The sequence below is a fragment of the Kitasatospora sp. NPDC058444 genome, assembly GCF_042721415.1.
Classification (GTDB): domain Bacteria; phylum Actinomycetota; class Actinomycetes; order Streptomycetales; family Streptomycetaceae; genus Kitasatospora.
In genome coordinates this window covers 1-22,980 of record NZ_JBHXLL010000017.1, presented here as the reverse complement: position 1 = coordinate 22,980, position 22,980 = coordinate 1, and the positions used below count along the sequence as shown (strand labels likewise).

Annotated in this window: 21 protein-coding genes and 2 pseudogenes; 5 read left to right on the top strand and 18 right to left on the bottom strand. The window is 72.9% G+C overall.

The features are described from left to right. Positions 1-82: 82 nt before the first annotated feature. The 4 genes and pseudogenes from ACFWP2_RS19230 to ACFWP2_RS19215 all read right to left on the bottom strand — a co-directional run bounded on the left by ACFWP2_RS19230 (position 83) and on the right by ACFWP2_RS19215 (position 3,508). On the bottom strand, positions 83-1,264 hold the full coding sequence (locus ACFWP2_RS19230) for an alpha/beta hydrolase family protein (protein ID WP_380452785.1): 1,182 nt from the start codon (positions 1,262-1,264) through the stop codon (positions 83-85). Between the two features lie 173 nt (positions 1,265-1,437). Further along, a pseudogene (locus tag ACFWP2_RS19225) lies at positions 1,438-2,084 on the bottom strand (IS5/IS1182 family transposase); the annotation flags it as partial. A gap of 155 nt (positions 2,085-2,239) precedes the next feature. Continuing rightward, positions 2,240-2,737 (bottom strand): hypothetical protein, encoded by a 498-nt coding sequence (locus tag ACFWP2_RS19220; protein WP_380452783.1) that lies wholly within the window; start codon positions 2,735-2,737, stop codon positions 2,240-2,242. A gap of 228 nt (positions 2,738-2,965) precedes the next feature. After that, positions 2,966-3,508, bottom strand: a complete 543-nt coding sequence (locus ACFWP2_RS19215) for a HEAT repeat domain-containing protein (RefSeq protein WP_380452781.1) — start codon at positions 3,506-3,508, stop codon at positions 2,966-2,968. Positions 3,509-3,717: 209 nt separating this feature from the next. On the opposite strand from ACFWP2_RS19215, the gene ACFWP2_RS19210 reads away from it, so the two are divergent. Beyond that, positions 3,718-4,446, top strand: a complete 729-nt coding sequence (locus ACFWP2_RS19210; protein ID WP_380452779.1) for an SDR family oxidoreductase — start codon at positions 3,718-3,720, stop codon at positions 4,444-4,446. A 130-nt stretch (positions 4,447-4,576) separates the two neighbouring features. Here the strand turns inward: ACFWP2_RS19210 and ACFWP2_RS19205 are convergent, their stop codons facing one another. From ACFWP2_RS19205 to ACFWP2_RS19165, 9 genes are all read right to left on the bottom strand, one after another. Further along, entirely contained in the window at positions 4,577-4,900 is a 324-nt protein-coding gene (locus ACFWP2_RS19205) for a hypothetical protein (RefSeq protein WP_380452777.1), read from the bottom strand. 272 nt (positions 4,901-5,172) lie between these two features. Further along, entirely contained in the window at positions 5,173-7,824 is a 2,652-nt protein-coding gene (locus tag ACFWP2_RS19200; RefSeq protein WP_380452775.1) for a hypothetical protein, read from the bottom strand. 404 nt (positions 7,825-8,228) lie between these two features. Then, positions 8,229-8,579 (bottom strand): hypothetical protein, encoded by a 351-nt coding sequence (locus ACFWP2_RS19195; RefSeq protein ID WP_380452773.1) that lies wholly within the window; start codon positions 8,577-8,579, stop codon positions 8,229-8,231. A 20-nt stretch (positions 8,580-8,599) separates the two neighbouring features. Then, on the bottom strand, positions 8,600-9,523 hold the full coding sequence (locus ACFWP2_RS19190) for a hypothetical protein (RefSeq protein ID WP_380452771.1): 924 nt from the start codon (positions 9,521-9,523) through the stop codon (positions 8,600-8,602). 576 nt (positions 9,524-10,099) lie between these two features. Next, positions 10,100-10,816 carry a hypothetical protein gene (locus tag ACFWP2_RS19185; RefSeq protein ID WP_380452769.1) on the bottom strand — a complete coding sequence of 239 codons (717 nt, stop codon included), beginning with the start codon at positions 10,814-10,816 and terminating at the stop codon, positions 10,100-10,102. 296 nt (positions 10,817-11,112) lie between these two features. Beyond that, on the bottom strand, positions 11,113-11,571 hold the full coding sequence (locus ACFWP2_RS19180; RefSeq protein WP_380452767.1) for a hypothetical protein: 459 nt from the start codon (positions 11,569-11,571) through the stop codon (positions 11,113-11,115). 194 nt (positions 11,572-11,765) lie between these two features. Then, positions 11,766-12,386 carry an AraC family transcriptional regulator gene (locus ACFWP2_RS19175; protein ID WP_380453040.1) on the bottom strand — a complete coding sequence of 207 codons (621 nt, stop codon included), beginning with the start codon at positions 12,384-12,386 and terminating at the stop codon, positions 11,766-11,768. 213 nt (positions 12,387-12,599) lie between these two features. Continuing rightward, positions 12,600-13,541 (bottom strand): TIGR04222 domain-containing membrane protein, encoded by a 942-nt coding sequence (locus ACFWP2_RS19170; RefSeq protein ID WP_380452765.1) that lies wholly within the window; start codon positions 13,539-13,541, stop codon positions 12,600-12,602. Between the two features lie 257 nt (positions 13,542-13,798). After that, complete coding sequence (locus tag ACFWP2_RS19165) at positions 13,799-14,593, bottom strand: MBL fold metallo-hydrolase (RefSeq protein ID WP_380452763.1); 795 nt, start codon at positions 14,591-14,593, stop codon at positions 13,799-13,801. A gap of 860 nt (positions 14,594-15,453) precedes the next feature. Between ACFWP2_RS19165 and ACFWP2_RS19160 the strand changes: the two genes are divergently transcribed. Both ACFWP2_RS19160 and ACFWP2_RS19155 read left to right on the top strand, forming a co-directional pair. Next, positions 15,454-15,864 carry an ArsR/SmtB family transcription factor gene (locus ACFWP2_RS19160; protein ID WP_380452761.1) on the top strand — a complete coding sequence of 137 codons (411 nt, stop codon included), beginning with the start codon at positions 15,454-15,456 and terminating at the stop codon, positions 15,862-15,864. Between the two features lie 299 nt (positions 15,865-16,163). Next, a complete protein-coding gene (locus tag ACFWP2_RS19155; protein WP_380453038.1) occupies positions 16,164-17,138 on the top strand; it encodes a phosphotransferase family protein in 975 nt (324 codons plus the stop codon). A gap of 310 nt (positions 17,139-17,448) precedes the next feature. Here the strand turns inward: ACFWP2_RS19155 and ACFWP2_RS19150 are convergent. The 3 genes and pseudogenes from ACFWP2_RS19150 to ACFWP2_RS19140 form a co-directional block, all read right to left on the bottom strand. After that, positions 17,449-17,721 (bottom strand): annotated as a pseudogene (locus ACFWP2_RS19150) (arsenical-resistance protein); the annotation flags it as partial. Positions 17,722-17,740: 19 nt separating this feature from the next. After that, positions 17,741-18,991: an MFS transporter gene (locus tag ACFWP2_RS19145; RefSeq protein ID WP_380452759.1), complete on the bottom strand. Its 1,251-nt coding sequence runs from the start codon at positions 18,989-18,991 to the stop codon at positions 17,741-17,743. A gap of 133 nt (positions 18,992-19,124) precedes the next feature. Continuing rightward, positions 19,125-19,442 carry a helix-turn-helix transcriptional regulator gene (locus ACFWP2_RS19140; RefSeq protein ID WP_360355966.1) on the bottom strand — a complete coding sequence of 106 codons (318 nt, stop codon included), beginning with the start codon at positions 19,440-19,442 and terminating at the stop codon, positions 19,125-19,127. A gap of 307 nt (positions 19,443-19,749) precedes the next feature. Between ACFWP2_RS19140 and ACFWP2_RS19135 the strand changes: the two genes are divergently transcribed. Then, the gene (locus tag ACFWP2_RS19135) at positions 19,750-20,112 is read left to right on the top strand and encodes a hypothetical protein (protein ID WP_380452757.1); all 363 of its coding nucleotides are present in this window, start codon (positions 19,750-19,752) and stop codon (positions 20,110-20,112) included. Positions 20,113-20,317: 205 nt separating this feature from the next. Here ACFWP2_RS19135 and ACFWP2_RS19130 read toward each other — a convergent pair whose 3' ends face one another. Both ACFWP2_RS19130 and ACFWP2_RS19125 read right to left on the bottom strand, forming a co-directional pair. Continuing rightward, positions 20,318-20,836: a hypothetical protein gene (locus ACFWP2_RS19130; protein ID WP_380452755.1), complete on the bottom strand. Its 519-nt coding sequence runs from the start codon at positions 20,834-20,836 to the stop codon at positions 20,318-20,320. A gap of 139 nt (positions 20,837-20,975) precedes the next feature. After that, positions 20,976-21,647: a TetR family transcriptional regulator gene (locus tag ACFWP2_RS19125; RefSeq protein ID WP_380452753.1), complete on the bottom strand. Its 672-nt coding sequence runs from the start codon at positions 21,645-21,647 to the stop codon at positions 20,976-20,978. Positions 21,648-21,729: 82 nt separating this feature from the next. Between ACFWP2_RS19125 and ACFWP2_RS19120 the strand changes: the two genes are divergently transcribed. Further along, complete coding sequence (locus ACFWP2_RS19120) at positions 21,730-22,671, top strand: oxidoreductase (RefSeq protein ID WP_380452751.1); 942 nt, start codon at positions 21,730-21,732, stop codon at positions 22,669-22,671. Positions 22,672-22,980 lie beyond the last annotated feature (309 nt).

Sequence of the window (22,980 nt, the reverse complement as noted above, 5' to 3'; positions counted from 1 at the left end):
TCGCCAACAGCGACCCCGAGGCGGCAGGAAAGCGACAACGCCGGGGGACCCGATACGAGCAGGCCTCGCTGCCAGCGCCTGGCTAGTACCGGAAGAGTACTTCCGGATTGTTCGGCGAGGGGCCGTCCAGCAGCGGACGGTCGATCCCCTTCAGCGTCTGGTCGAAGAACGCCGTCACGTACTCACGGGTGATCGCCACCCCGCGTTCAGGGGAGAGGGGCGGCGTCGGGAACCCGGCCTGCTCGTGAAGCAGGTCCAGGTCGCTGAAGCTGAAGTGGTCGGCGCCGGCGACCGTCAGCCACTTCTTGTAGCCGCCGAGGGCGGCCCAGGGGTGCTCCCAATCGGTGTTGGCGGCCGTACCCAGCATGAGGAACGGCCGGTTGATCTGGCCGGGCGCCGGGTCCGGGTGGAAGGTGCCGTCCATGTTCACTCCGGCCCGTACTCGCGGGTCGGCGATCATCGTGGTGGCGGCCGCCGCTCCGCCGAGGGAGTGTCCGGCCATGCCGATCTCGTGCTTGTCGATGAGGTGTGCCAGGCGCCACGCGGTATGGCCATGCGTCAACTGGTCGATCAAGAAGGACACGTCCAGCGCGCGGCTGGCGGGGATGGAGTCGATCCGCGCCGGGTCACCGCAGATCGCGCACGGCGGCGTCTGGCCGTTCGCCAGCGTCTCGCCGCTGTCCTCGTAGGTGTCGCCGACGAGCGCGACGACGTAGCCGTGACTGGCCAGGTCGGTCGCGAGCGAGGTGAGCGTGATGCGCGGGTCCTCGTACGCGGGTGAGAGGACCACCAGCGGATACTTGCCGCGCTGCGGCCGCGCGCCGTCGAAGGCGTGAGTGGTGACGCTGGAAAGGGTCTGTGGGGTGACGCCGGAGCTCGCCGGCAAATTCTGCCGCTGGACGATTCCGGCTGCCTCGCCGAGGGTCATGTAAGGGGCCGGGGTCCCGGTCCCGGGGACGGCCGGGTAGACCATCGTGACGGCCAGTTGGCGGGGGCCGGATGACGGCACCCACGGGTCGGGACGGCTCGCGTCGGTGAGGTGGATGACCTCCTCGCCGGCGGCGTAGGGGCCGGTCGGCGCGGGGAGCGTGCCCTGGAAGGACCGCGCGGGCGCGGCGGCAGCTGTGGCGGCGGTCGCGCGCACGGCGGACGACGGGGTCGTGGCAGCAAGTCCGGTGCCGGTCGCGGCCACTGATGCGGCGAGACCCAGGATTGCGACAGCGCTGATACGGCGCTTGCGGTTCGACGTAGTGTTCACGGGCACGATCCTGCCCGGCCCCGCCCTGACGATCGATCATGCGGGCATCCGTCTTGAGGGTGGTACTGACTACACCCTGAGATCCCCAGCGGCGCGAGGTTCCCTTCGCCGGCATCGTCGAGCGCCACCTTCGTCCTGGCCGAGGCGTTCTGCCAGGCGTGCGTGCGCTCGCTGTGTCACCGGTGGGTGGCCTGGACCGGCGCTCTGATCCCCTTGCGGGCGATCCGCCGTGCAGACCGCGTTCGGCGAGCACAGCGCGGGAGGTGGCCGAGTCGTGGCCGGCGTCGAGATGAACGGTGATCTTGTCGGGCAGGGGCCCGGGTTCGTGCGGAAGACCGAGAGTCGGAGCCGGCAGCGGGGAGTCGTGGCGGTTGGCGCCGGCCAGGACGCGACCGAGTGGGATGCCGTAGCCGTCGGTCATGCCGGAGCGCTTCCTGCCGTGCTTGCCCCGGTCGACTGGTGAGCGTCCTGCCGCATCGCCGCCGCCGGGGGTCTTGGTGACGGCGCCGTCCACGGTGCTCTGGTCGAGGGCGAGAGCGGCGACGCGGTCATGAGCACCGAGCGCGATCTGCTTCAACCGCGTGAACACGCCCATGGTTATTCACTCGTCGCGGCGGTTGCGGATCGTGGTGGCCGAGCGGGTGGAGTCCGCGATCGCTTCGTAGCAGCAGCCGAACCGGAGGACCTGGAGCAGTTCGTCGAAGAAGAGCCGGTCACCGATCCGGCGCCGGTGGCAGCCCAACGGGTGGCTCTGACCGAACTCGGGCCGCTGCGGCAACAGGCCGGCAACTTGGTCCCTGAGCGGTTCGACCGGCCATGACGGCAGGACAGGCGCAGGTCTCCTCGGTGATCACAGAGCGTCGCAACTCCATGATCGCGGATCTGTGCCTGTGCCGTCTGCCAACTGGCCCCGCCTGCTGAGGATCTGCGCGGCCTCCAGAGTTGCGCCTCCAGAGTCGCGATGCCACAACGAGCGGCTCATCACTCGTCCTCGATTCCCTCGACGTCGACAGGCTGCGTGCCGTTGAAGGTCACCAGGATTCCGTAGGGGTCCGCCAGCCGGAACCTGCTCTCTGTGAACCGGATGGCCCAGGTCTGGTCGGCCCACACCACTGCTTCAGGAACGGCCAACGGCAACTCTGGAAGATCCAGCCAGCTCAGTTCCTCGGATGTGAGTTCGAAGTGCCGCTCCCGGAGCCGGGTCCGGCAGTACCGCTCGGCTCGGTCGACGAAGACGTCGAAACGGCTCACAACGTCGTGAGCGAGTTGGAGGGTGACCTCTTCAGGCAGCGCGGCCGGCTCAATCACCAGACTGACAACCGCCGCGTTGCCGCCTGCCGACTCCGGGAAGGAGCTGGTCCAGCAGGCCAAAGACGGGGGGCTCTCCGTCCGTTTCCATGCAAGCCCGGCGATATGCAGCGTTGCGGGCAGGTCCGCACCGATGCCCGAGATACTTGGCAGTTCACTGTCGTCCGACATCGGCTCAGCATAGGCCAAGCCCCCTCACGCCGATGATTCGCCGGCCGAGACACACGGTGACCATGCGACCGATTTCCACTCCCGAACCGAGCCTCATCCGCTCGACCTCTGAGCCCCCGACCGGACCCGGCCGGACCGACCGGGGCGCCGGTGGCTCCTTCGCCCCCGGGGGCGCTCCTCGACGGCCGCCCGCCCGGCCGGCCTGGCGGGCGCTGCCGGCAGGCCCGCTCACCCGGCCCGGCGGGCGGCGCCGCGCTCGTAGACGGTTCCGCCGGGGATGTACCAGCCCGACTTCTTGCGCACCGCCGGGCTCGGGTCCCGGTCGTGGGCGGCCCGCAGAGCGGCCACCGCCCGGGGCTCGGTGTGCGCGAACCGGCCGGCGAGCTCGGCGGCCCGCGCCCGCACCTGCGGATCGGGATCCTCAGCCAGGTGGCGCAGCGCGGGTTCCAGGACCCGGTCCGCGCCCGGTGCGCAGGTGTCGCCCTTGCACCGGTCGCAGGCCAGGGCATGGAAGGCGGCGGTCCTGACCCCGGCGTCGGGGTCGTCGGCCATGGCGATGAGCAGGCCCATGGAGGCGGTGTCGACCAGGTGGTCCAGCAGCCGGCAGCAGCCCTCGCGCACGGCCGCGTCCTCGTGTTCCAGGCCCGCACGGACGGCTGCGAGGGCCGACCGTCCGCGGCGCAGCAGTTCGCGGTAGGCGGCCACCATGCGCTGCGGGTCGCCCAGACAGGTGACGAGGGCTTCGTTGTCGGTCCTGACGAATCCGAGCATGTGCCCAGTGTCGGACCGCAAACCGGTGGCGGGCAAAGGGATTTCACCCCGTTGGCCCGTCCACCGCCGGTACGGTCCGCGGCTCCGGCCGCCGCATCCGGCCACCGGGTCGGGTCTCCGGGTCCGGCCTCCGCCGCGCCGGGCCGGGACGCCGCCCCCGCGGGGACGATATGCCATATTGCGGACACAACCCCGACGAAAGGCATGTCATGAAGTTCGCGGTCATCGGCGGCACCGGGCTGATCGGGTCACAGGTCGTCAGGATGCTGAACGCCGCCGGGCACGAGGCGGTGGCGCACTCCCAGTCCACCGGGATCGACGTCGTCAGCGGCCGGGGGCTGGAGGAGGCGATGGCGGGAGCCGACGTCGTCGTCAACCTGACGAACTCCCCGACCTTCGACGAGGCCTCCCTCGCCTTCTTCCGGACCTCGATGGACAACCTTCTGGCCGCGGCCCGAAAAAGTGGCGTCGGCCACTTCGTCATCCTGTCGATCGTCGGCGCGGACCGGGTGCCGGAACTGGACTACTACCGGGCCAAGGTGCTCCAGGAGGAGATCCTCGCCGCCGGTCCGATCCCCTACTCGATCGTCCGGGCGACGCAGTTCATGGAGTTCATGGACGCCGTCCTGTCCTGGACCACCGACGGCGACACCGTCCGACTGCCCGCCACGCCGATCCAGCCGATCGCCTCCAAGGACGTGGCCCAGGCGGTGGCGCGGGTCGCGGCGGGCGCCCCGCTGGACGGCATCCGCAACGTCGCCGGCCCCGAGGTCTTCCCCCTGGACGAGCTGGGCCGGATCACCCTGTCCCGCAAGGGCGAGAGCCGCACCGTCGTCACCGACCCCGACGCGGGCATGTTCGCCGTCGTCCGGGGCGACGTCCTCACCGACCCCCACGCCGAGCTCGCCCCTACCCGCTACACGGACTGGCTCTCCTGAGCCCGGCAACCCCGCCGTGGCGTCCTCCAGCCCCCGAACACCGGGGATACGACGCCGCACCGCCCGGCGGGCCCGCTCCACCGTCAGGCGACGGGCCCGCTCCACGGTCGGGTAGCGGGCCGCTCCGCGGTCAGATGACGGGCCGGGCGGCGGACAGGCGCAGCGTGAAGGGCGACCCGTCGGCGGTGGGCGTCCAGCCCCCGGCACGGGCGCGGCGGATGCCCTCGGCGACCTCCCGCGGCATGATCACGTGTGCCGGCACCGGGTGCGGGGTGTGCCGGGTGGGCCGGCCGGTGTCCACGACGAGGGTCGTTCCGGGGCGGGCGGCGTCCTCCACCGCGTAGCCCAGGGTGGTGCCCTCGAAGTCGCAGCACCAGTGCTGCCTGCTGACGCGCCAGCGGTAGGCGACGCCGTCGACGACGATGCGCCGCGAGCCCTTCCTGGCCAGTGCCACGGTGCTGCCTCCCAGCCTGCCGGTCTGTCGGTCCGTCGGTCCGTCGGTCCGTCGGTCCGTCGAGAGGAAGTCTCCCGGTGCGGCGCACGCCTGTCATCGGGTTTCCCGGTGCCGTGGCCGGGACACCCGCCGGTGCGCGGGTCCGTGGGGCGCGGGCCCTTCGGGAATCCTTTCCCGCCTGGAGGTCAAGTGGCGCGCAGGCCGCTGCCGGGACGTCACCGAGCCCGGTACTGCGCCGGAAAACGTCAATCAGCAGCTCCGGGGGCGGCGGGTCAGACCGGGATCTGGTGGACGTACAGCAGGTGCCGGCTGATGTCGGAGAGGGTCCGGTCGTCGAGTGCCGCGTCGCAGACGACGGCGGTGGCCAGCAGGCCCTTGAAGATCTCCAGGCCCTGGTCGCGCCTGCCGAGTTCCGGCGCGTCCCAGGCGAGCGGGCGCAGGGAGTCGAGCCTGCGCAGCTCGTAGGGGTGGCCGTTGACGAAGCTCTGGAGCAGTCGTCTGGGGCCGCCGGTGCAGCGGACGGCGTACAGGGCCCACTCGGTGTCGGATTCGGCGCTGAGCACCTGGAGGCGTTCGCCCAGGATCCATCCGGAGCCGAAGGTGTGGAGCGAGTCGATCAGGGCGGGTCCGGTGTCGAACACGGGAAGTCGCTTGCCGACCAGGAGGACCGTCGCGGCGCCCGTGGTGCCGCGCATGGCGGGGAAGGTGTACCAGCCGCCGGTGAAGCGCAGCGCGGGGAGGCCGTTGATCGCCGAGGCCTCGTAGACGGCGAGGTTGCCGACGGCCGTGCCGTCGTTGTGCGCGGGGCTCAGGTCGAGCAGCTGCACCACGGGCATTCCGTCCGCGAGGGCGCGGTTCGGGTCGGCCTTCACGGAGGAGACGTCGGCGCGGTAGTAGCCGATCAGGCCGTCGAGCCGCAGGACGGGATCGTCGGCCCCGGCCGCGAGCAGGGGCGGCGCGGAGCGGGCCGGCGGAACGGTGTCCGTGCCGATCCTGGCCGAGGCTCCCGGGGTGGCCGTGTTGACGACCAGCGGCGGGTAGGGCTTCGGCACTCCTTCGAAGAGCCCGCGCCACACCGGCCCGTCGACCGCCACCACCGCCTGCATCCCGGGGGCCAGGTAGGTGTTGAACGACCGCTCGATCTTGCACCAGCCCGCACCGCGGGAGGAGTCGCCGAGCCCCGCGCCGCGGTCGCTGCTGTCCAGCCGGACCGCGGCCGTGCGGGGGCCGCCGTTGACGCCCACGCAGTCCCTGATGACCAGTTGCGTCCCCCCGACGTTGTCCTGGAGGCTGGCCCACACGTAGCTGTCGCTGGGGCCCGAGTGCTCGAAGTCGAGGCTCCAGTTGTCGAGTTGGGCGGCCCCGCACTCGAAGAGCCGCACGGCCGACACGCAGTCCTCCACACCGGTGACGAACACGTTGCGGTAGGAGGGGTTCGATCGCAACGCCTTGAACGCGGACCGTCCGAAGTAGGCGAGCTTGAGCCGCTCGCCCCGGCCCATCTGGAACCAGGAGTAGATCGCGCAGTCGCTCTGGTGGCCGAATTCGCTGTCCGTGACGTCCACCGGGTAGCTGGCGTCCAGGTGGTACGCGCTCAGGCCCTGCGCACCGAAGGTGACCTTCGTGTCGGCGAGCGAGAACATGACCACCGATCCGAGCCCGATCGCCTGGCCGTAGTCGCTGCCCGCCCGGCCGCCCACCGCCAGGGCGGTGACCGCCAGCCTCTCGGCCCTGTTGCGTTCGAAGGTCTGCCTGGGCCCGATCGGCATGAACAGCCCGTACCCGGTCAGCCCGTCCGCCACGTACCGCGCGTGGAGGTCGGGGACACCGTCGGCGCTCTTGTGGACCGCCTCGTCCATGGGCAGCACGCAGAAGACGCCCGCCTCGTCGGTCAGGAACGTCAGATCGGTCACGGGGCCGTGCGCGTCCTGCTGTGCCGTGCCGGCGCCGAGGTCCCGGTAGCGTGTCACGTCGGAGAGCCTGAGGGCGCCGAACGTGAGCGGAACCGGGGTGTCCTTGTCACCCGGGATGCGGTAGGTGCCGCCGCCCCATCCGCTGGACAGCAGGCCCAGCTGGCCCATGTTGAACGGTGCGTACCAGTTGGGCGAGAAGGCGACCTCGCGTTCCCCCCAACCGTCGTTGATCATGGCCAGATCGGGCTCGACCTGGACCAGGTCCGTCCAGGCCGTCACCGTGGACGCGTCGAGATCGATCTGCAGCGAGCAGCGCAGGACGGGCTTCTCGTCGTCGAAGGGCACCCGGATCTCCCGGATCAGTCCGTCCGCCGTCTGGAAGACGAACAGCACCCGAGGCGGCACGACCCCCGGGGCCACCTCCGTCTGGGCGTAGAACGGCGACGGGCGGTTGTACGCGTCGGCCAGACCGAAGAGCGGTCGCCCCACCCAGGGCATCGCGTCGTTGCGCACCACGAAGTCGAGGGTCAGTTTTCTGACGTCGGACCAGAAGGCGCCACGCCTGGGCCCGAACTGGAACGGCGAGCACGCGAAGGTGAGCGTCGCGTCGCTGAACGGCTGCTCCTCGACGCCGGTGGGGACCCTCGTGCGAAAGCCCCACCGCTGCCCCGCGCTCGGAGCGGCATGGGTGTCGAGCAGGCCGAAGAGGTCCGCCCAGTGCCCGTCGCTGACCGGCTGCCCCAGCACCTTGCGGTCCACGCCGAAGACCAGCGGCGGCGTGTACGCCAGCCCCTGGAGCACGGTGGCCTCGGGCCCCTCGCCGACGAACCGCACATTGTGCCGGTCGACCATCACCGAGCGGGAGAACAGGTAGGGAAGCGTGCTGCCCGGCACCAGTACGGTGCCGCCTGTATGGAAGTCCAGTGAGTCGACAGCCTTCTGGAAGGCTTCCGAACAGTCCTCGCCCGGCACGGCGTCGAAGTCGAGGACGACGTTCACGATGGCGCTCATGACACGAGCGTAACGACGCCGCTTCGCCGGGAATCGGCGATCGGGGCACTCCCGCAATAGTCATACCGGTGGAGGCCTTCGGGGGCCGCCCGGGTCCACCCCCGCCTCCGACGGGCGTTTCGCCGGAAACCGGCGTGGCCGACGGACGACAGGGTTCTCCGTGAGCATCGGTGCGGGTCGCACGAGGGCGTTCACGGCCTCGCACACGCCCGTGCTCGACCACTCGACCAGCGGCGTTGCGCGGCCCCGGCTTGGCGTTGGTCCGCGCCGGTCACCCGGCCTGCCGAGGCATCCGGGAGCCGGACGCACGTGACACGGCCGTTCCGCACGCTTCGGGCCCGGAGTGGGAAGTCGGACCCGCTGACTTCCCACTCCCCCGCCCGGCCCTGCCGAGGCCTGCGCCGCTACCGGGCGAGTTCCTGGCGGAGCGTGGCGAGGACGTCGGGGTCCAGGGCCCCGGTGCCCTGGGCGAGGAGCCAGCGTTCCAGGGCCCGCCCGGGGTCGTGCAGGCGGCGCGGCGAGCCGTCGGGGGCGTGCAGAGTGACCAGGCCCGCGGAGACGGTGATCGCGGGGCTGGTGTCGTGCGGGCCGGGCAGGACGCGCAGGCCCCGGTAGCCGAGGCCGTCGTACGGCTTCGCGTCCCCGGCCGCGGGGGCGAGTGCCGCGATCCGGTGCGTCAGCTCGTCGGCGGTGGCGGGCCGCAGGGGGAAGCGCGGGTTGGGGCGCCCGCTGTAGAGGTCGACCTCGACGACCATCGACGACCCGCCGGGGCCGGTCAGTTGATCCTCTGCCGCTGGCTGTTACAGCCGTAGAAGTAGCCGCAGAAGATCGTGTAGGGGCCGCGGTCGGCGGTCTCCGGGTCGTAGATCACGTTGCCGCTGTTGTCGTAGTTGCGGGCCGCGGTCCCGCCCGGCTTGTGGCCCCAGAAGCCTTCCTTCTGCTTGCGGTACCAGTGGTAGTCGCCGCCGCCGGGGATGACGACCAGGGCGACCAGGGGGCGCGGGGCCTCGTTGTCGGGGAAGCAGTCGAAGCGGTGGTGCATGCCGTCGCACAGCGCCGCGCGGGCCACCTCGTCGCAGGTGATCTGGGTGTACATGCTGCCGCAGCCGCGGCCGGGCTGGGCGAAGGTGTTGGTACGCCAGTTGCTGGCGTAGTTGTAGCAGTTGTTGTTGTACAGGACGTTCGAGTCGTTGTTCCAGAATCCGGGGTTGAACGCCCCGACCTCGATCGTGCAGGTGACCGCGGCGTTCTCCTCCTGCTTCACGCCGCCGGCCGGCTCGGTCCGGTCCTGCAGGGAGGTCCGGCCGCTGCTCGCCAGCTGTGTGCGCAGGAACTCCCGGAAGGAGGCGTCCAGGGGCAGCGTGGGCCCGGCGAACGCGGCCGGGGGCGGGCTCCACTCCGCGAGGGTGACCAGCTGCTCGGCGACCTCGGCGGCGCGCCCGCCGGGCGCCTGCGCACCGGCCGGGAGGTAGAGGCGGGAGTCCACGTCGAGGTCGTGCGCGAGCTCGTCGTCGAAGGTCTCCAGCCAGAACCCCCGCAGCCCCAGCGGGCCGGCCGGCGGTTCGGGGGAGCGGGGATCCGCGAACAGTGTCCGGTCCCGTGTCAGTTCCCGCAGGGTGGTGCGTGCCTGTGCCGTGTCGGTGATCTCCGCGACCGGGTTGGGCCGGCCGGAGTAGACGTCCGCGGTGATTCTCAGCATGGGTCCCGGTCTCCTTGGACGAGCAGGGGGGGCTTCGGGGGGTCGGGCGCCGGCGGGCTGCTCCGCCACCGGATGCGACCGCCCCGGGCACGGGGCCGGTGGCGACGGCGACGGCGACGGCGGCCAGGTACGGCGTCCGCCTGCCCGCCCGGCCCGGTGCGGCCGTTTCTACACGTCCCCTCACAGGCCGCGGACCCGCCGCGCGACGACCGCGGCCCGATGTCGTCCCAGCGGTTCAATCCCGCGCCGGCGCACACACCGCGGCCGGCGGCGCGGGCCCGGCGCGACAGGGCAAGGGCCGCCGGCGCAGGAAGCGAAGGCGTGGGTGCGGGAGCGAGTGCGGGGGCGGGGGCGGGGTGTTCGGGGAGAGGTTCCCGGTGTCCGCGCGGGCGGGGCCGGGTCGGCGGGCGCGCGGCCTTGGGGACGCGTTCGACGGCCGGCAGGCCTGCTTCAGCCGCTGAGTGGGAAGTCGGACTCGCCGACTTCCCACTCCCCCGCCCGGCCCGGAAGCCGTCGCGGGCGGCCCGGCGGGGGCGGAGTCCGGCGGGGGCGGGGGCGGTCGCGGGAGGGCCGCCCCTACAGGCCCGCCCGGGTCAGCAGCCGCTCCATGTGCCCGGCGGGCAGGAACGGGGAGGCGGCAGCGGCGTGGGCGACGTGTTCGCAGGGGTCGGCGAGGAGGCGGAACAGGGCCGGGAGGGGAAGGTTGCGGTGGGCGGCGACCGCGCGGCGCACGCGCTCCTCGGGGTCCGCGGCGAGCCGCTCGGCGAGGCCGGCGGGCAGGTCCGGGTCGCGGGGTGCGAGGGAGCGCAGCCGGGGCGCGGGGTCGGTGGCGAATCGGCGCAGGGCCTGCGGGGGAAGCGTCAGGACGGGCTTCCTGTCCCACCAACGGGTGAACTTGCCGCGTCCGCTGTAGCGGCGCTCGATGTCCTCGGCCCTCGCCGGGTCGACCAGGTGCGGGGCGGTGCGGGCCATGGTGAGGCGGACGATCTCCTCCTCGTCGGCCAGCAGTCGGGCCACCGCGTCGGCGGGCAGGGACTTGCTCGCGGCCGCGGAGAGGCGGAAGGCGGCGTAGGGCGAGTCGATGTACGGCAGGGGGTCTTCGGTCACCCAGTCCAGGTGCAGGGTCCGTAGCTCAGTGGGGGCGAAGGTGTTCTCGAGCCACTGCAGGAGCGCCTCGTCGCCGGCGTCGGGGTCCGGCTCGGGCGTCGACCGCGCGTGCTCGTGGACCGAGGCGTGGATTCGTGCGCGCGTGTGGTCCGGTGTGTCGGGCCGGGCGAAGACCTTCACCCGCACGCGCAGGACCGGGTCGGTGGCCAGGGCCTCGCGCAGCGGGGCGGCAGATCGCGGTGACGGGCGAGCGCGGCGCGCACGTCACTGTCCGGATCCTCGGCCAACCGCCGGGCGGTGTCCGCGTCCAGGACCGCGTGGACCACCGCTGCGGCCCGGGTCACCGGATCCGCCAGCAGCGCCGGCAGCAGATCCGCGGGCGGCACCGGATGCGGCGGGCGTGCGACCCAGGCGGAGCAGGCGGCGGCGCGCACCCGCGGCTCGGGATCGGTGAGCAGGGCCCGGCGTACCGCCTCGGGTGCCTACGTCCAGTGCTGGGCCAGCGCGGCGCGCACCTGCGGCTCGGGGTCGGCGGCGAGGCGGACCCCCAGGTCGGGCGCCAGGCCGTCGACCTGGGCCAGGTGTTCGCGGACCGTCACGTCGGGATCGTCGACGAGCAGTTCCAGCATCCGCCGCGGCGCGCTCGCGGCGCGGGTGGCGAGCGCGGCCCGTACGCCCTCGTCCGGGTGGGCGGCCAGGCGCAGGCGCGAGCGCTCCGGCAGCCGGTCGTTGCGGGCCAGGCCGTGCAGGAGCCACCGGTCGTCGGTCGCGATGATCTCCTCGATCATGTCCTCGGTGAGATCCGCGCGGCCGGCCACCTTCCCGAAGCCGTCCCGCCAGGCGAACAGCGGCCGCACGGCGGGAGCGGGCAGAGCGGGATTCACCCCCAGCCCGTCCATCACGTGATCGAGATGGACCGGGGTCGGGTCGTCGGCATCCATGCGGCCAGGCACCCCCGCCCGGACGCGCCCGGGCCCACCCCACACCCCAGGACGCGCCCAACTCCCCGGGAGCGGCGGCACCCTGACGACCATCAGGGGGAAACCGGTACCGCGGGCAGCGTCGCGGTGCGGGAGGGCGAGCGGCCGGCCGACGACACGGCGGCGGGCGAGCTGTTCGACGACCCCTACCGGCCCTACGCCGACACCGACACCGGCCGTCCCCCGCCGCCGGCGGCGCGCAGGGCCCGATCGGCGGTCTCCCCGTTCTCACCGACCGGCGCCACGTAGTCGAGGACGGCACGCGCAGCGTCCTCGCCGAGGGTGCGGGTGATCACCCAGGTCGCGAGGTACTGGGAGGCCAGACAGCCGCCCGCCGTGGCGATGTTCCCCTCGGCGTGGAAGGGCGCGTCCAGCACCCTCACACCCCGCGCCTCGACGAACGGGCGACTCGTCAGATCCGTACAGACCGGCATCGCGCCCAGCAGACCGAGATGGGCCAGCACCAGCGCCCCGGAACACTGCGAACCGATCAACTGCCGCGCCGGGTCTAGCGACAACCGGGCCAGCAACGGGCTGTCCGCGACCACGTCCCGCGTCCGCACCCCGCTGCCGATCAGCACGACATCAGCCTCGGCCGCGAACCCGAGCGGCCGCTGCCCGCCGACCTCCACCCCGTTCATCGACGTCACCGTCGGCGCCGGCGTCGTGATGAACGCCTCCAGCCCGTCCCCACGGCAGCGGTTGATCAACGCCGAAGCGATGAAACTGTCGAGCTCGTTGAACCCGTCGAAGGTGACCACGGCTACCTGCACCATCACAACTCCCTCATGCAGCATCAAACATCCGGCGCCGCCCAGTGTCCCGCGCGCCCCCCACTCGCGCCCGCGGACGCGGGCAGGCGCGGGCGCCGGGCGCGGGTGACACCCCGGGGCCTCGGGCCCCGCCCGGCCTCCCCGGCGAGCGGGACGCGTAAGCGCCGCCATCCGGGCCGGTGTCCACGACATGCTGGGAACCGGGCCGCGCCCGGGCTAGAGACCGCCGCCGCAGCCCCCGCCGCAGCCTCCCCCGCAACTCGCCCCGCCACAGCCCCCGCCCAAACCCACACCGCCACTGCCGCCGCCACCGCCACCGCCCTGGGAGGCGGTGGTGCGCTTCGCCGCCGCGGCGACCCGGGCACGGATCAGGGCGCTCGCGCGGGCGCGGGACGCTTCCCGGCAGACCTGCAGATCGTGGCCGACCGGCAGCACCGACAACCCGCCCAGGGCCACCGACGCCGGCCCCGGCCCGCGGTGCTCGGCCTCCCGCGCATCGGCGAGCACACGGGAGCCGAGCACGGTGAGGGAACCCACCGTGCGTACGGGCGGCTGCACCCGGCGACCGACCCACCACGCGACCGCGAACAACACGGCGAACCCCACCACCGGCACCAACCAGTCCCCGTGCCGCACCAACGTCCACACCACAGCCGCCACACCCGCCACACCCACCGCCACCAGCACCACCGACATCCACCCGGCAGCCCTGCACACCCGCTCCACCAGCACCTCGTCGTCGACCAGGCCCGAGGCCGCCAACCGCCCGCGCAACGCCTTCGCCTCCCGCGACCGCTCCACCGCCGCGACCAGCGTCCCGAAGTCGCCGGTGCGGGTGGGCCCGAGCACGCGCACGACCACCGCCTCGAACCCGCCCCCGGCCCCGGCCGCGTCTTCGGCCCCGTCTCCAGCCGCCGTGGTCAGCGTGACATCCCCCGAGCGGGAGGCGACAATCCCGCCCCTGTCGTACATCTCCACCAGCCACAGCTCCGCCAGATTCCCGGCCAGACAGGCGAGTTCCTCCGGGTCGAGGTCGAAGTCCCCGCCCGCCGCGAGCCGTTCGGCCCGGCCCAGCTCACGCAACGCCCGCCAGCAACCCACCCACACCACGGCCAGACCCACCGCCGGCCCCGCCAAGAGCACCAGTACCACCCACACGACGCCCCCTCCCCCCACAGGTCAGCCCAGTGTGAACACCCCCGAACCCCACGGCAAGCCCCACGACCCGAACCGCCCGGACCCGTACCGGCATCAACCAAACACACCAGGGCCCGGGGGCCAGATTCAGAGAGCGACGGCAACCGCCGACAGCAACGACGCAGCCCAAACACACACCCAACAGGAGGGCGAATACGAGGAGTTGGCGGCCCAGCTAGCCTCCGGCGGGCCGGGCGCACCAGAGCGGCTGAGGGGGTTCAGACGGCGACGAAGCGGCGGGGGCCATCGGTGGCGAGGATGCGGCCGAAGCGCATGCCGGGGAAGTGGGCGGCGGTGAGGAGGGTGTCGGTGTCGGCGGCCTGGTCGGCGATGCGGTTGCGCACGGCGGAGGCGGCGGCGGGGTCGACGTCCCAGATGACCTGCCAGTCGCGTTCGGTGAACTGGACGACGGAGTGGACGACGTCGCCGAGGAGCAGGGCCCGCCGGCCGCCGGAGGACAGGACGTAGACGGTGGTGCCGGGGGTATGGCCGGGCTGGTGGAGGGCGTCGATGCCGGGGGCGAGGGTGAAGTCGGTGTCGAACAGCTCGAGTTGCTCCTCGACGGGAGTGAGTTTGGCAACGGCCTCGGGAGTCGCGGCGGGTCCGGTGACGAAGTGCTGCCAGTCGGCCCGGTGGGCCCGGTAGGTGGCGTGCGGGAAGACGGGCCGGCCGTCGACCGAGGCCCAGCCGACATGGTCGAAGTGCAAGTGGGTGAAGACGACGTCGGTGATGTCGGCAGGGGCGAGGCCGTGGACGGCGAGCGACTCCAGGAGCGCGCCCCCACGGTAGGTACCGTCGTCGTGAGGGCCGACGCCGGCATCGACGAGGACGATGCGCTCACGGCTGCGGACCAGGAAACCGCCCAACGGCAGGGACAGGGTGCCATCCGGCTCGTGGTGGTGCCGGTGGCAGGCCCACGGATCGTCGATGCCGGGACGGGTGAGGATGCCGGCGGCCTTCTCGGTACCCGTCCCGTCCATGACCGCCAGGACCTCGATATCACCGATCCTCATACGTGCCCCCTCCTGTGACCGTCCATCGGTTCCCACCCCCGGGTGCGGACCAGGGATCCGCTCGCGGGCTGCCGACTGCAACCCGCACAGGCAGCAGAGGATTCCCGAAGCCACACACCAGGCATCGACGCACGAGGACCGGCGTACCCGGGGGCCGGCGCACCGGGAGGCGGGCGACGACGACACCTGCACGATGGGGACGACGGGGCCTTCCTTCCACCCCCACCCACGCGGCCTGGTGGGCCCCGGCCCCGACTCAGGCAGGGGGCGACGCGGCCATGCCCGTGGCAGCGGCCCGTGGCGGCGGCGGGTGTACCTCACCCTGCCGCGCACCCCTTTCACGCCGGCCCCGACAGCGGTGGCGGCATGGGCGGTGAACCCGATACTGATCAGCATCTTCGAACCCCTGGCGCCGGCCCGCCCGGCCCCGGCACGGCACGGGCCACCTGAACACCAGGCCCTCCCCCCTTCCACTTCCTCGCCCCGCCCCCACGTCCCACCGCCCCGCCACTCCCCCGACGGGACACCCATCCGCCACCACGCCCGCCGACGTGGGGCGGGCGACGACGCCCGCGCCCCGGGACCGCCCGGGGCGCGGGCACACCTGCCCGGCCGTCCGCCCGGGCCCGCCCTGCCGTGTGAGCGGGCCGCCGGGATACCTGTCCCCCGGCCCGCCCCGTCCTTCCACGTCCCGGCACCCGACCACCCCCTACCACCACAGTCCCGCCATTACCACACGGCCTGGCGCGGTGTCTGTTCCCGGGGCGCGGGGGCGTGTTGTGCAGGTGTTGCGGTGAGCGTGGCGGCCGGGTCGGGCATAGTAGCGTCGTGTACGTGAAGTCGCGCCCACAGCGCGGTCTTTGGCCATCGAACAGACGGGGGTCGAGTGTTGGGAAGGGGTGGTGGGTGTGGGACGGGCACGCGTGGCGGCGCGGGTGATCGTGCACCCTGGCGTGGAGGACGTGAGCGTCCAGCAGGTACTGGAGGCGCTCGCTGATCCGGCCCGCAGGACGGTGGTGCGCACACTCGCGCACTCGGGAGCCGATCTGAGCTGCGGTTCCTTTGACCTCCCGGTAGGACGATCGACCTCCAGCCACCACTTCAGCGTCCTACGCGAGGCGGGGCTGCTACGCCAGTACTACGTCGGCACCACCAAGATGAACGCGCTACGCAGCGAGGAACTGGAACAACGGTTCCCGGGTCTCTTGACGGCGGTGGTAGCCGCCGCCGACGCGGAAGCCGCGCACACCCCCACCATACGGGGCGCGTGAGGCGCGCGGGGGTGTGGGGGCGGGCCGGCCGCCGGCAGGGAGGACGGGCACGCCGACCCAGACCCGGGCGGGCAACCCGGAGGCAGCCGCAGGCCTCGGCAACAGTGCGGAGGCCCCAGGCAGCACGCCCCGGTGTCGGGGGCCGGCGATCCCGCCGACCAGACCCACGGTGGTGAACGCACGGACACGGCGCAGGCGTCCACCGATCCCGGGCACACCTGCGCCGCCGAACCTCGACGGCTGCCGGCACAGGGCGGGGCAAGCGGGCCCGGGGGCGGGGCGTAGGCTTGCCGTCCGTGATCGACAGTGGGGACCTGGGCCAGGGGTGGGGCGGCACGCGCCGGTGGGTGGAGGGGCATCTCGCACCCGGTGAGCGCATCATCGCGGTGAACGCGCTCAAGGGCGGGTGGACGTCACAGATGCGCCGCCTGGACGTCGAACGCCCCGGCGGCGATGGCCCGTTCACGCCGTACGCGCTGGTGCTGCGTTCCTTCGTCAAGCCGTTCTACCGCCGCCACGCGCCGGGGCTGCTGGCCCGCGAGGCGGCGGTGCTGCGCTTGCTGGAGGGCAGCTGTGTCCCGGCGGCGCGGCTGGTCGCGGTGGACGCGACGGGGGCGGTGTGCGAGCACCCGTCGCTGGTGATGACCCACCTGCCCGGCCGTGTGCGCCTGGCCGAGGACGGCGACGCCGCCGCGCGCGCCGGCCTGCTGGCCGCGCAGCTGGCCGCCGTGCACGCCCTGCACATCGACGAGGAGGACCGGCCGCGCGCCTGGCAGGCGTGGACGGCCCCCGACCGGGTCGCGGTGCCCGAGGACACCGCCCGCAGGGGGCTGTGGGAACGGGCCGTGGAGGTCATCGGCGGCGAGGTGCCCGCGTACCGCGGGTGCTTCCTGCACCGCGACTTCCACCCCGGCAACGTGCTGTTCACCGGCACGGGCACCGGCCTGGCGGTGACCGGCCTGGTCGACTGGGTGGAGACTTCCTGGGGCCCGGCCGACCTGGACGTCGCCCACTGCGCCACCGCCCTGGCCCTGCTGCACGGCCCCGAGGCGGGCCTGGCCTTCGCCGACCGCTACACCGCCGCCGGCGGCCGCGAACTCGCGACGGGCCGCGCGCACCTGTACTGGCGGCTGCTGGACGCCCTCGCTTTCGCCCCCGACGCGCAGAAAGTCGCCGAGCCCTGGCGCGAACTGGGCCGCACCGACCTGACACCCGCCGTACTGACCGGGCGCCTGGAGGACTACCTGCAGGCCCTGTTCGACCGCTACGCCTGACCACCCGCCGGGGAACAGCGGGCGCAAGGCGCCTGGCCGCCCGGCGCGGGACGGCCAGCGGGACTGCCAGCGGTACTGCCAGCAGGACGGCGTCCCACCTCAACAATGACGATCGAACAGCACGCGACGCTCGGCTCGACCCGGGCCGTGCCGGCGGTCGGCCCCGACCGGAATCGGTACGACACCGCCACGCAGGAGACCTGAGCGAACGCCCGGGCCCGGCTGCGGCGGGATCCTCCCGCCGCAGCCGGGCCCGATGCTGTGGGGCGGCCGGTCAGCTCGCCGGGGCGGACTTCCCGTGCCGGGCGAGGGTGCCGAACCACATGAACGCGAAGCGGGCCGGCAGCGGCAGCGCGATCCGGGTGACGTCCAGCGGCTGCGAGGTGGTCTTCTTCCCGGGCAGGGCGAAGACGACCACGATCGTGAACAGCAGGCCGCAGCAGGCCGTACAGGGCGCAGGGGCCGATCCGCGGCAGCGCCTTCGCCTCGTAGCGCTCGCTGCCGGGCTTCTGCTCGCCGATGCCGCGCCTGGGAAGCCCGGTGGTCAAGGGGGGATCCCGAGGAAGACGGCGACGTTGAGGGCGGTGGGGGCCGACGGCGGGTCAGGGGGCGAGGGGCGTGGACGCGGGGGCGGGGTGGGACTGGTCCGGCCGGTCCTGCTGGGGCAGGGGCTGGGGCTGGGGCTGGGGCTTATCGGGGTCGAGGCGGCGGCGCAGGAGGACGGCGGTGAGGGCGGCTGCGGCGAGGGCGGCGCCGACCAGGGGCAGGTGGCGGGGGCCGGTGGTGGCGACGACGGTTCCGCCGAGGGTGGTGCCGAGGGTGATGCCGAGATTGGAGAAGGAGATGAAGAGGCTGTTGCCGAACTCGGGGGCGTCGGTGGCGTCGCGGGCGAGCCAGGCCTGGGTGACGGCCAGGCCGCCGGAGTGGACGGCGCCCCAGATCAGGACGGTGGCGAGCATGAGTGCCGGGTGGGGGCCGGCGGCGTCGAGGAGGAGGTAGAGGGCGAGGTAGAGGAGCGGGTACGCGGTGGCGGTGCGCACGGGGGCGCGTTCCAGCAGGCGGCCGAAGGCGGGGTTGCCGGCGGTCATGACGACGCCGAAGGCCATCAGGGCGGGGCCGGTGAGGGAGGTGTCGAGGCCCGTGACGTTCTGCAGGTACTCGGCGATGTAACCGTAGCCGCTGAACATCGCGGCGAACACCAGGGTGACGGCGGCGACGGCCAGCCACAGCCGGCCCCGGCGCAGGATGCCCAACTGCCCCCTGTAGGTGGGGCGTTCGGTGTCGGGAAGGTCGGGGAAGAAGGCGAGGACGCCGGCGCAGGCGAGAAGGTTGAGGGCGGCGGCGCTCCAGAACGCGGCGGGCAGTGAGAGGTGGTCGGCGAGGTAGGAGGTGAGGGGGACGCCGAACGCGAAGCCGGCGCTGACACCGGCGAAGACGGTGGTGGCGGCGCGTGCGGCCTTGGCGGGCGGGGCGAGGCGGGTGGCGGCGGTGAGGGCGAGGGCGAAGAAGACGGGGTGGAACAGCGCGGGAAGGATCCGCAGCGCGAGGACGAGGGGGAAGCGGTCGCTGAGCGCGTAGAGCGCGTTGGAGGCGGCGAAGACGGCGAGCGCCGTGGCCAGGACGGTTTTCCGGCGCAGGCGGGAGGCGAGCAGGACGCCGGCGGGCCCGGTGACGGCAACGGTGAGGGCGAAGGATCCGACGAGCCATCCGGCGGTGGCGGGGGCCACGTGCAGGCGTTCGGCCAGGGCGGGCAGGACGCCGACGACGCCCATCTCGGTGGTGATGATGCCGAACACGCCCAGGGCCAGGACCGGGACGGCCAGGGTGTTTCGGGTGGGAGCGGTGCGGGGCACGACGACCTCCATTGGATACACAAATCTAGATAGTTGGATATGTATGGGCCGAAGAAAAGGGGGCGCCGGGGCGCCCCCGCACGCAGGGGTGTCGATGGGTGGACGGGCGGTGCGGCAGGCGGGTGCGCGCCGGTCAGAGTTCGTCGCGCACGTACGCGGCGAAGGCGGCGATGGTCTCCTCGTTGCGCCGGTAGAAGGTCCACTTGCCGACGCGTTCGGACTCCAGCAGCCCGGCCTCGCGCAGGATCTGGAGGTAGCCGGAGACCACCGACTGGGCCAGTCCCGAACGTTCCCGGATGTCGGTGACACACACGCCGATGTGGAAGCCGACACCGCGCTCGCGGTAGTACGCCTCGTCGAAGTAGCGCTCGGGGGTCTTGAGCCAGCGCAGGAAGTCCGCGCGCGCCGGGTTGGCGAGCGCCTTGTGCACGGCCAGCGGATCCAGGTCCACCGCACACCCTCCTCACCGACGATCCGACACCGCACCGGACGCATCTAATATTCTGGATACGATCCGAGGTGTCAAGGCGAACCAGGACAGGCCCCGCACCGATCCCCCGCCCCGGACGCGCCGGTCGGGGTGGCGGGCGGGGCCGGTGCGCGCCGGGTGGCGCGCGACTTTAGGGCGTGGCCGCGCGGGTGGCGCGGTGACGCGCCGGTGGTTCACTCCCACGAGTGATTGTGACGCTGTGCGAAGCAGCGGACACTCTGGGTATCCGGAGGGCTCATGGGGCCCTCCCGGCGCGAGGAGAACCGTCATGACCGCAAACGAACCCACCGCCTCCCAGGTCCCGCAGATCACGGGCAGTCTGCAGTCCGCCGGTCAGGAGCAGCACCTCGCGGACATCGGCGGCAACGTCGGCGCCGTGTGGCGGGGCTGGGTGACGTGGAGCCCGGGCAACGGGACGTTCAACCTGCAGATCTCGTGGAACGTCATCGGGATCGACTCGACGGTCGTCATCACGGCCTCCGAGATCGACTCCAACGGGAACCGGTTCGTCGGTGCCGCGCCGTTCCAGGTGTCGAGCATCGCCCCGGGCAACGGCGTGGTGACCTTCAAGATCAGCATCGGCTGGAACAGCCCGCTGCCGATGCGCACCGACATCCTGGTGTTCAACTGACCGCCCCTGCCGAGCCCGCCGGCCCGGCGGCCGCACCCCCGCGGTGACGGCCGGCGTCCCGCTCACCCCGTCGCGTCCCGCGGGTCCGCCCGCGCACGCGACGGGGTGAGCGCCGTATGCGGACACCCCACACGCGCGCGGGGGCCGGGGCCGCGCGCGGCGGTTGGCGAGGCCGGGGGCCGGGGCCGGATGGACTGACGGTGGGTCAGTCGTCGGCGGCGACCAGCAGGGAGACGACGGCCGCGGCCCGGTCGATGAGGACGAGCTCGTGGAAGTCGGTGTGGACGGGGCCGTAGTCGTGGCGGGCGTCCTCGGGAGGATGCACGAGCAGGTAGCGGGCGTCGGCCCGGAGCAGCGGGGCGTGGACCTCCCGTTCCAGCCGTGCGCGCAGCGCGGGCGGGACGGGGCCGTGCTGCAGCGTCCACGCCTCGACGAGATCCACCGCCGCGGGCGCCGACACGGACGTGTAGGCGTCGGGGGTGATCCGTTCCAGCCACCACTGGCCGTGCCGCGGCCGGTCCAGGGGCCCGGCCCCGTCGTAGGTGTCCCGGAACTGCGGGTGCGCGATCAGCGCGGCCAGCACGTCCCGGTCGCGCGCCTCCGCGGCCAGCGCGAAGCGCTTGATGTCGACCCACCGGAAAGCGTGCCGCTGCCCCTCGAAGCCGAAGTCCCCGAAATCGAGCAACGTCCGCTCCAGGTGGACGAGTTCCGCCGTGGTCTCCATGCACCGCATCGTAAGCGCCCCCCACCGCGCACCTCCACCCCCACCCCCCGCACACACCACCCACCCGTCCCCGGACCCGCAGCCCCGACAGCCACAGGACACGTGACACGGGACACAGCGGATCCGAAGCAGGGCGGGTTCAGGCCTGGGTGGGGGCCCCGTGCGGGGCGGGGGTGCGCACGACGGCGTCCAGAGCCGGGGCGATGACGGCGAAACAGTTCTCCGTCAGCACCGCGATGTCCACCGCACCACCCCCCGCGCCCGCGCCGGCGTCCGTGTCGGCGGTGCTCCAGCGCTGCAGGACCGTGTGGAACGCCGCCAGCGCCATGTCCGCGGCCAGCCGCGGATACAGCTCACTCCCGGCATCCATCCCCAGGCGCTCGGCGAGCCGCTCGGCGAGCCCGTCACGCCACTGCGCCTGGCGCTCCAGGAAACGGGCGAGCAGGGCCGGGGTCGACAGGACCAGCCGCACCACCTTGCGGGCCCGCTCCTCGTGCCCGGCGCAGTCCTCGACGCACCGCCACACCGCGTGCCGCAGCGCGAGCGAGGGCGCCTCCCCCACCGGGCGGGCGGCCAGCTCCTCGCACATCACCGCGCCGAGCGTGGCCAGGAACTGGACGACCACGTCCTCCTTGGACGCGAAGTAGCGGAAGAACGTCCGCTTCGACACACCCGCCGCAGCGGCGATCTCGTCCACCGTGACGGCGTCGAACCCGCCGTCCGCCAGAAGGTCCAGCGCCGCCCGGGTCAGTTCATCGGCGACGAGCTGGCGCTTGCGCTGGGCCAAGGAGGCGGCGGGTCGGGAAGTCACCACCCCATCCTAGGCCCCACGCCATACTCGCTACCAAACGCCACTCTTGACACTTGGTGACATCAAGGGCAGCGTGAGCCACATGACACCGCGCAACCGCACCCCCGACCAACCCCAACCCGACCTCAACGGACGGGTCTTCGTCGTCACCGGTGCCACCAGCGGCCTCGGCCTGGCCACCACCGCCGCCCTCGCCCGCCGCGGCGCCCACGTCGTCCTCGCCGTCCGCGACGAAGCCAAAGGCCACCGCACCACCGCCCACCTCAAGACCCACCAACCCGACGCCCGACTGGACGTCCGCCACCTCGACCTCGCCGACCCCCACTCCATCCACGCCTTCGCCCAACACCTCCGCGACCACGGCCCCCACCCCGACGTCCTCATCAACAACGCCGGCGTCATGGCACCCCCACACACCCTCACCCCCCACGGCCACGAACTGCAGTTCGCCGTCAACCACCTCGGCCACTTCGCCCTCACCGCCCACCTCATCGACCTCCTCACCCACGCCCACGACCCCCGCGTCGTCACCGTCACCTCCGCCAACCACCGCCGCGCCCGCATCGACTTCGACAACCTCACCGGCCGCCACGACTACTCGCCCATGCGCCACTACAACCAGTCCAAGCTCGCAAACGCCGTCTTCGCCCTCGAACTCCACCGCCGCCTCACCGCCGCCCACAACCCCGTCCGGAGCCTCCTCGCCCACCCCGGCTACGCCGCCACCCACCTCCCCCACACCGCCGCGGTCGGCCCCGTCCGCCTCCTCTACGGCCACCTCCTGCGTCCCCTCGCCCAAACCCCCGCCTACGGCGCCCTGCCCCAACTCCACGCCGCCACCGCCCCCGACGCACAGAGCGGCGAACTCTACGCACCCCACGGCATCGCCGAACTCCGCGGACAACCCGCACGCACCGCCCCCGCAGCCCACGCGCTCGACCGAGCAGTAGGAGAACGACTCTGGGACGTCTCCCAAGACCTCACCGGAGTGCCCTTCACCATCCCCACCGCCACCCACACCTGACCGCCCATCCCGACCGGACAAGCCGGACCAGGCCGGACTGGACTGGACGGGCCGAGCAAGGCCGAGCAGAGCAGGGCAGGGCAGGGGGACGAGAGGCCTCCACCGCACAACCCCTGCCCCGCAGCGCGAACGGACACATCCCGCACACCCCTGTCCACACACACCGGGTGACGGCCGAGCCGTCGCCGGTCCGGCAGCCACCCCCCGACAGGCGCCGGGCGGGCAGTAGGATCAACGGCGTCGCATCCCGTACACCGCCGGTAGGAGGCTTTTCATGGCTCAGGTCACGCTGAAGGGGAACCCGGTACA

Excerpts from the sequence above, each read along its gene's own strand:
- ACFWP2_RS19220 (WP_380452783.1), bottom strand. The coding sequence starts at position 2,737 with ATGTCGGACGACAGTGAACTGCCAAGTATCTCGGGCATCGGTGCGGAC.
- ACFWP2_RS19215 (WP_380452781.1), bottom strand. The coding sequence starts at position 3,508 with ATGCTCGGATTCGTCAGGACCGACAACGAAGCCCTCGTCACCTGTCTG.
- ACFWP2_RS19210 (WP_380452779.1), top strand. The coding sequence starts at position 3,718 with ATGAAGTTCGCGGTCATCGGCGGCACCGGGCTGATCGGGTCACAGGTC.
- ACFWP2_RS19200 (WP_380452775.1), bottom strand. The coding sequence starts at position 7,824 with ATGAGCGCCATCGTGAACGTCGTCCTCGACTTCGACGCCGTGCCGGGC.
- ACFWP2_RS19195 (WP_380452773.1), bottom strand. The coding sequence starts at position 8,579 with ATGGTCGTCGAGGTCGACCTCTACAGCGGGCGCCCCAACCCGCGCTTC.
- ACFWP2_RS19190 (WP_380452771.1), bottom strand. The coding sequence starts at position 9,523 with ATGCTGAGAATCACCGCGGACGTCTACTCCGGCCGGCCCAACCCGGTC.
- ACFWP2_RS19180 (WP_380452767.1), bottom strand. The coding sequence starts at position 11,571 with ATGGATGCCGACGACCCGACCCCGGTCCATCTCGATCACGTGATGGAC.
- ACFWP2_RS19175 (WP_380453040.1), bottom strand. The coding sequence starts at position 12,386 with ATGGTGCAGGTAGCCGTGGTCACCTTCGACGGGTTCAACGAGCTCGAC.
- ACFWP2_RS19165 (WP_380452763.1), bottom strand. The coding sequence starts at position 14,593 with ATGAGGATCGGTGATATCGAGGTCCTGGCGGTCATGGACGGGACGGGT.
- ACFWP2_RS19135 (WP_380452757.1), top strand. The coding sequence starts at position 19,750 with ATGACCGCAAACGAACCCACCGCCTCCCAGGTCCCGCAGATCACGGGC.
- ACFWP2_RS19130 (WP_380452755.1), bottom strand. The coding sequence starts at position 20,836 with ATGGAGACCACGGCGGAACTCGTCCACCTGGAGCGGACGTTGCTCGAT.
- ACFWP2_RS19120 (WP_380452751.1), top strand. The coding sequence starts at position 21,730 with ATGACACCGCGCAACCGCACCCCCGACCAACCCCAACCCGACCTCAAC.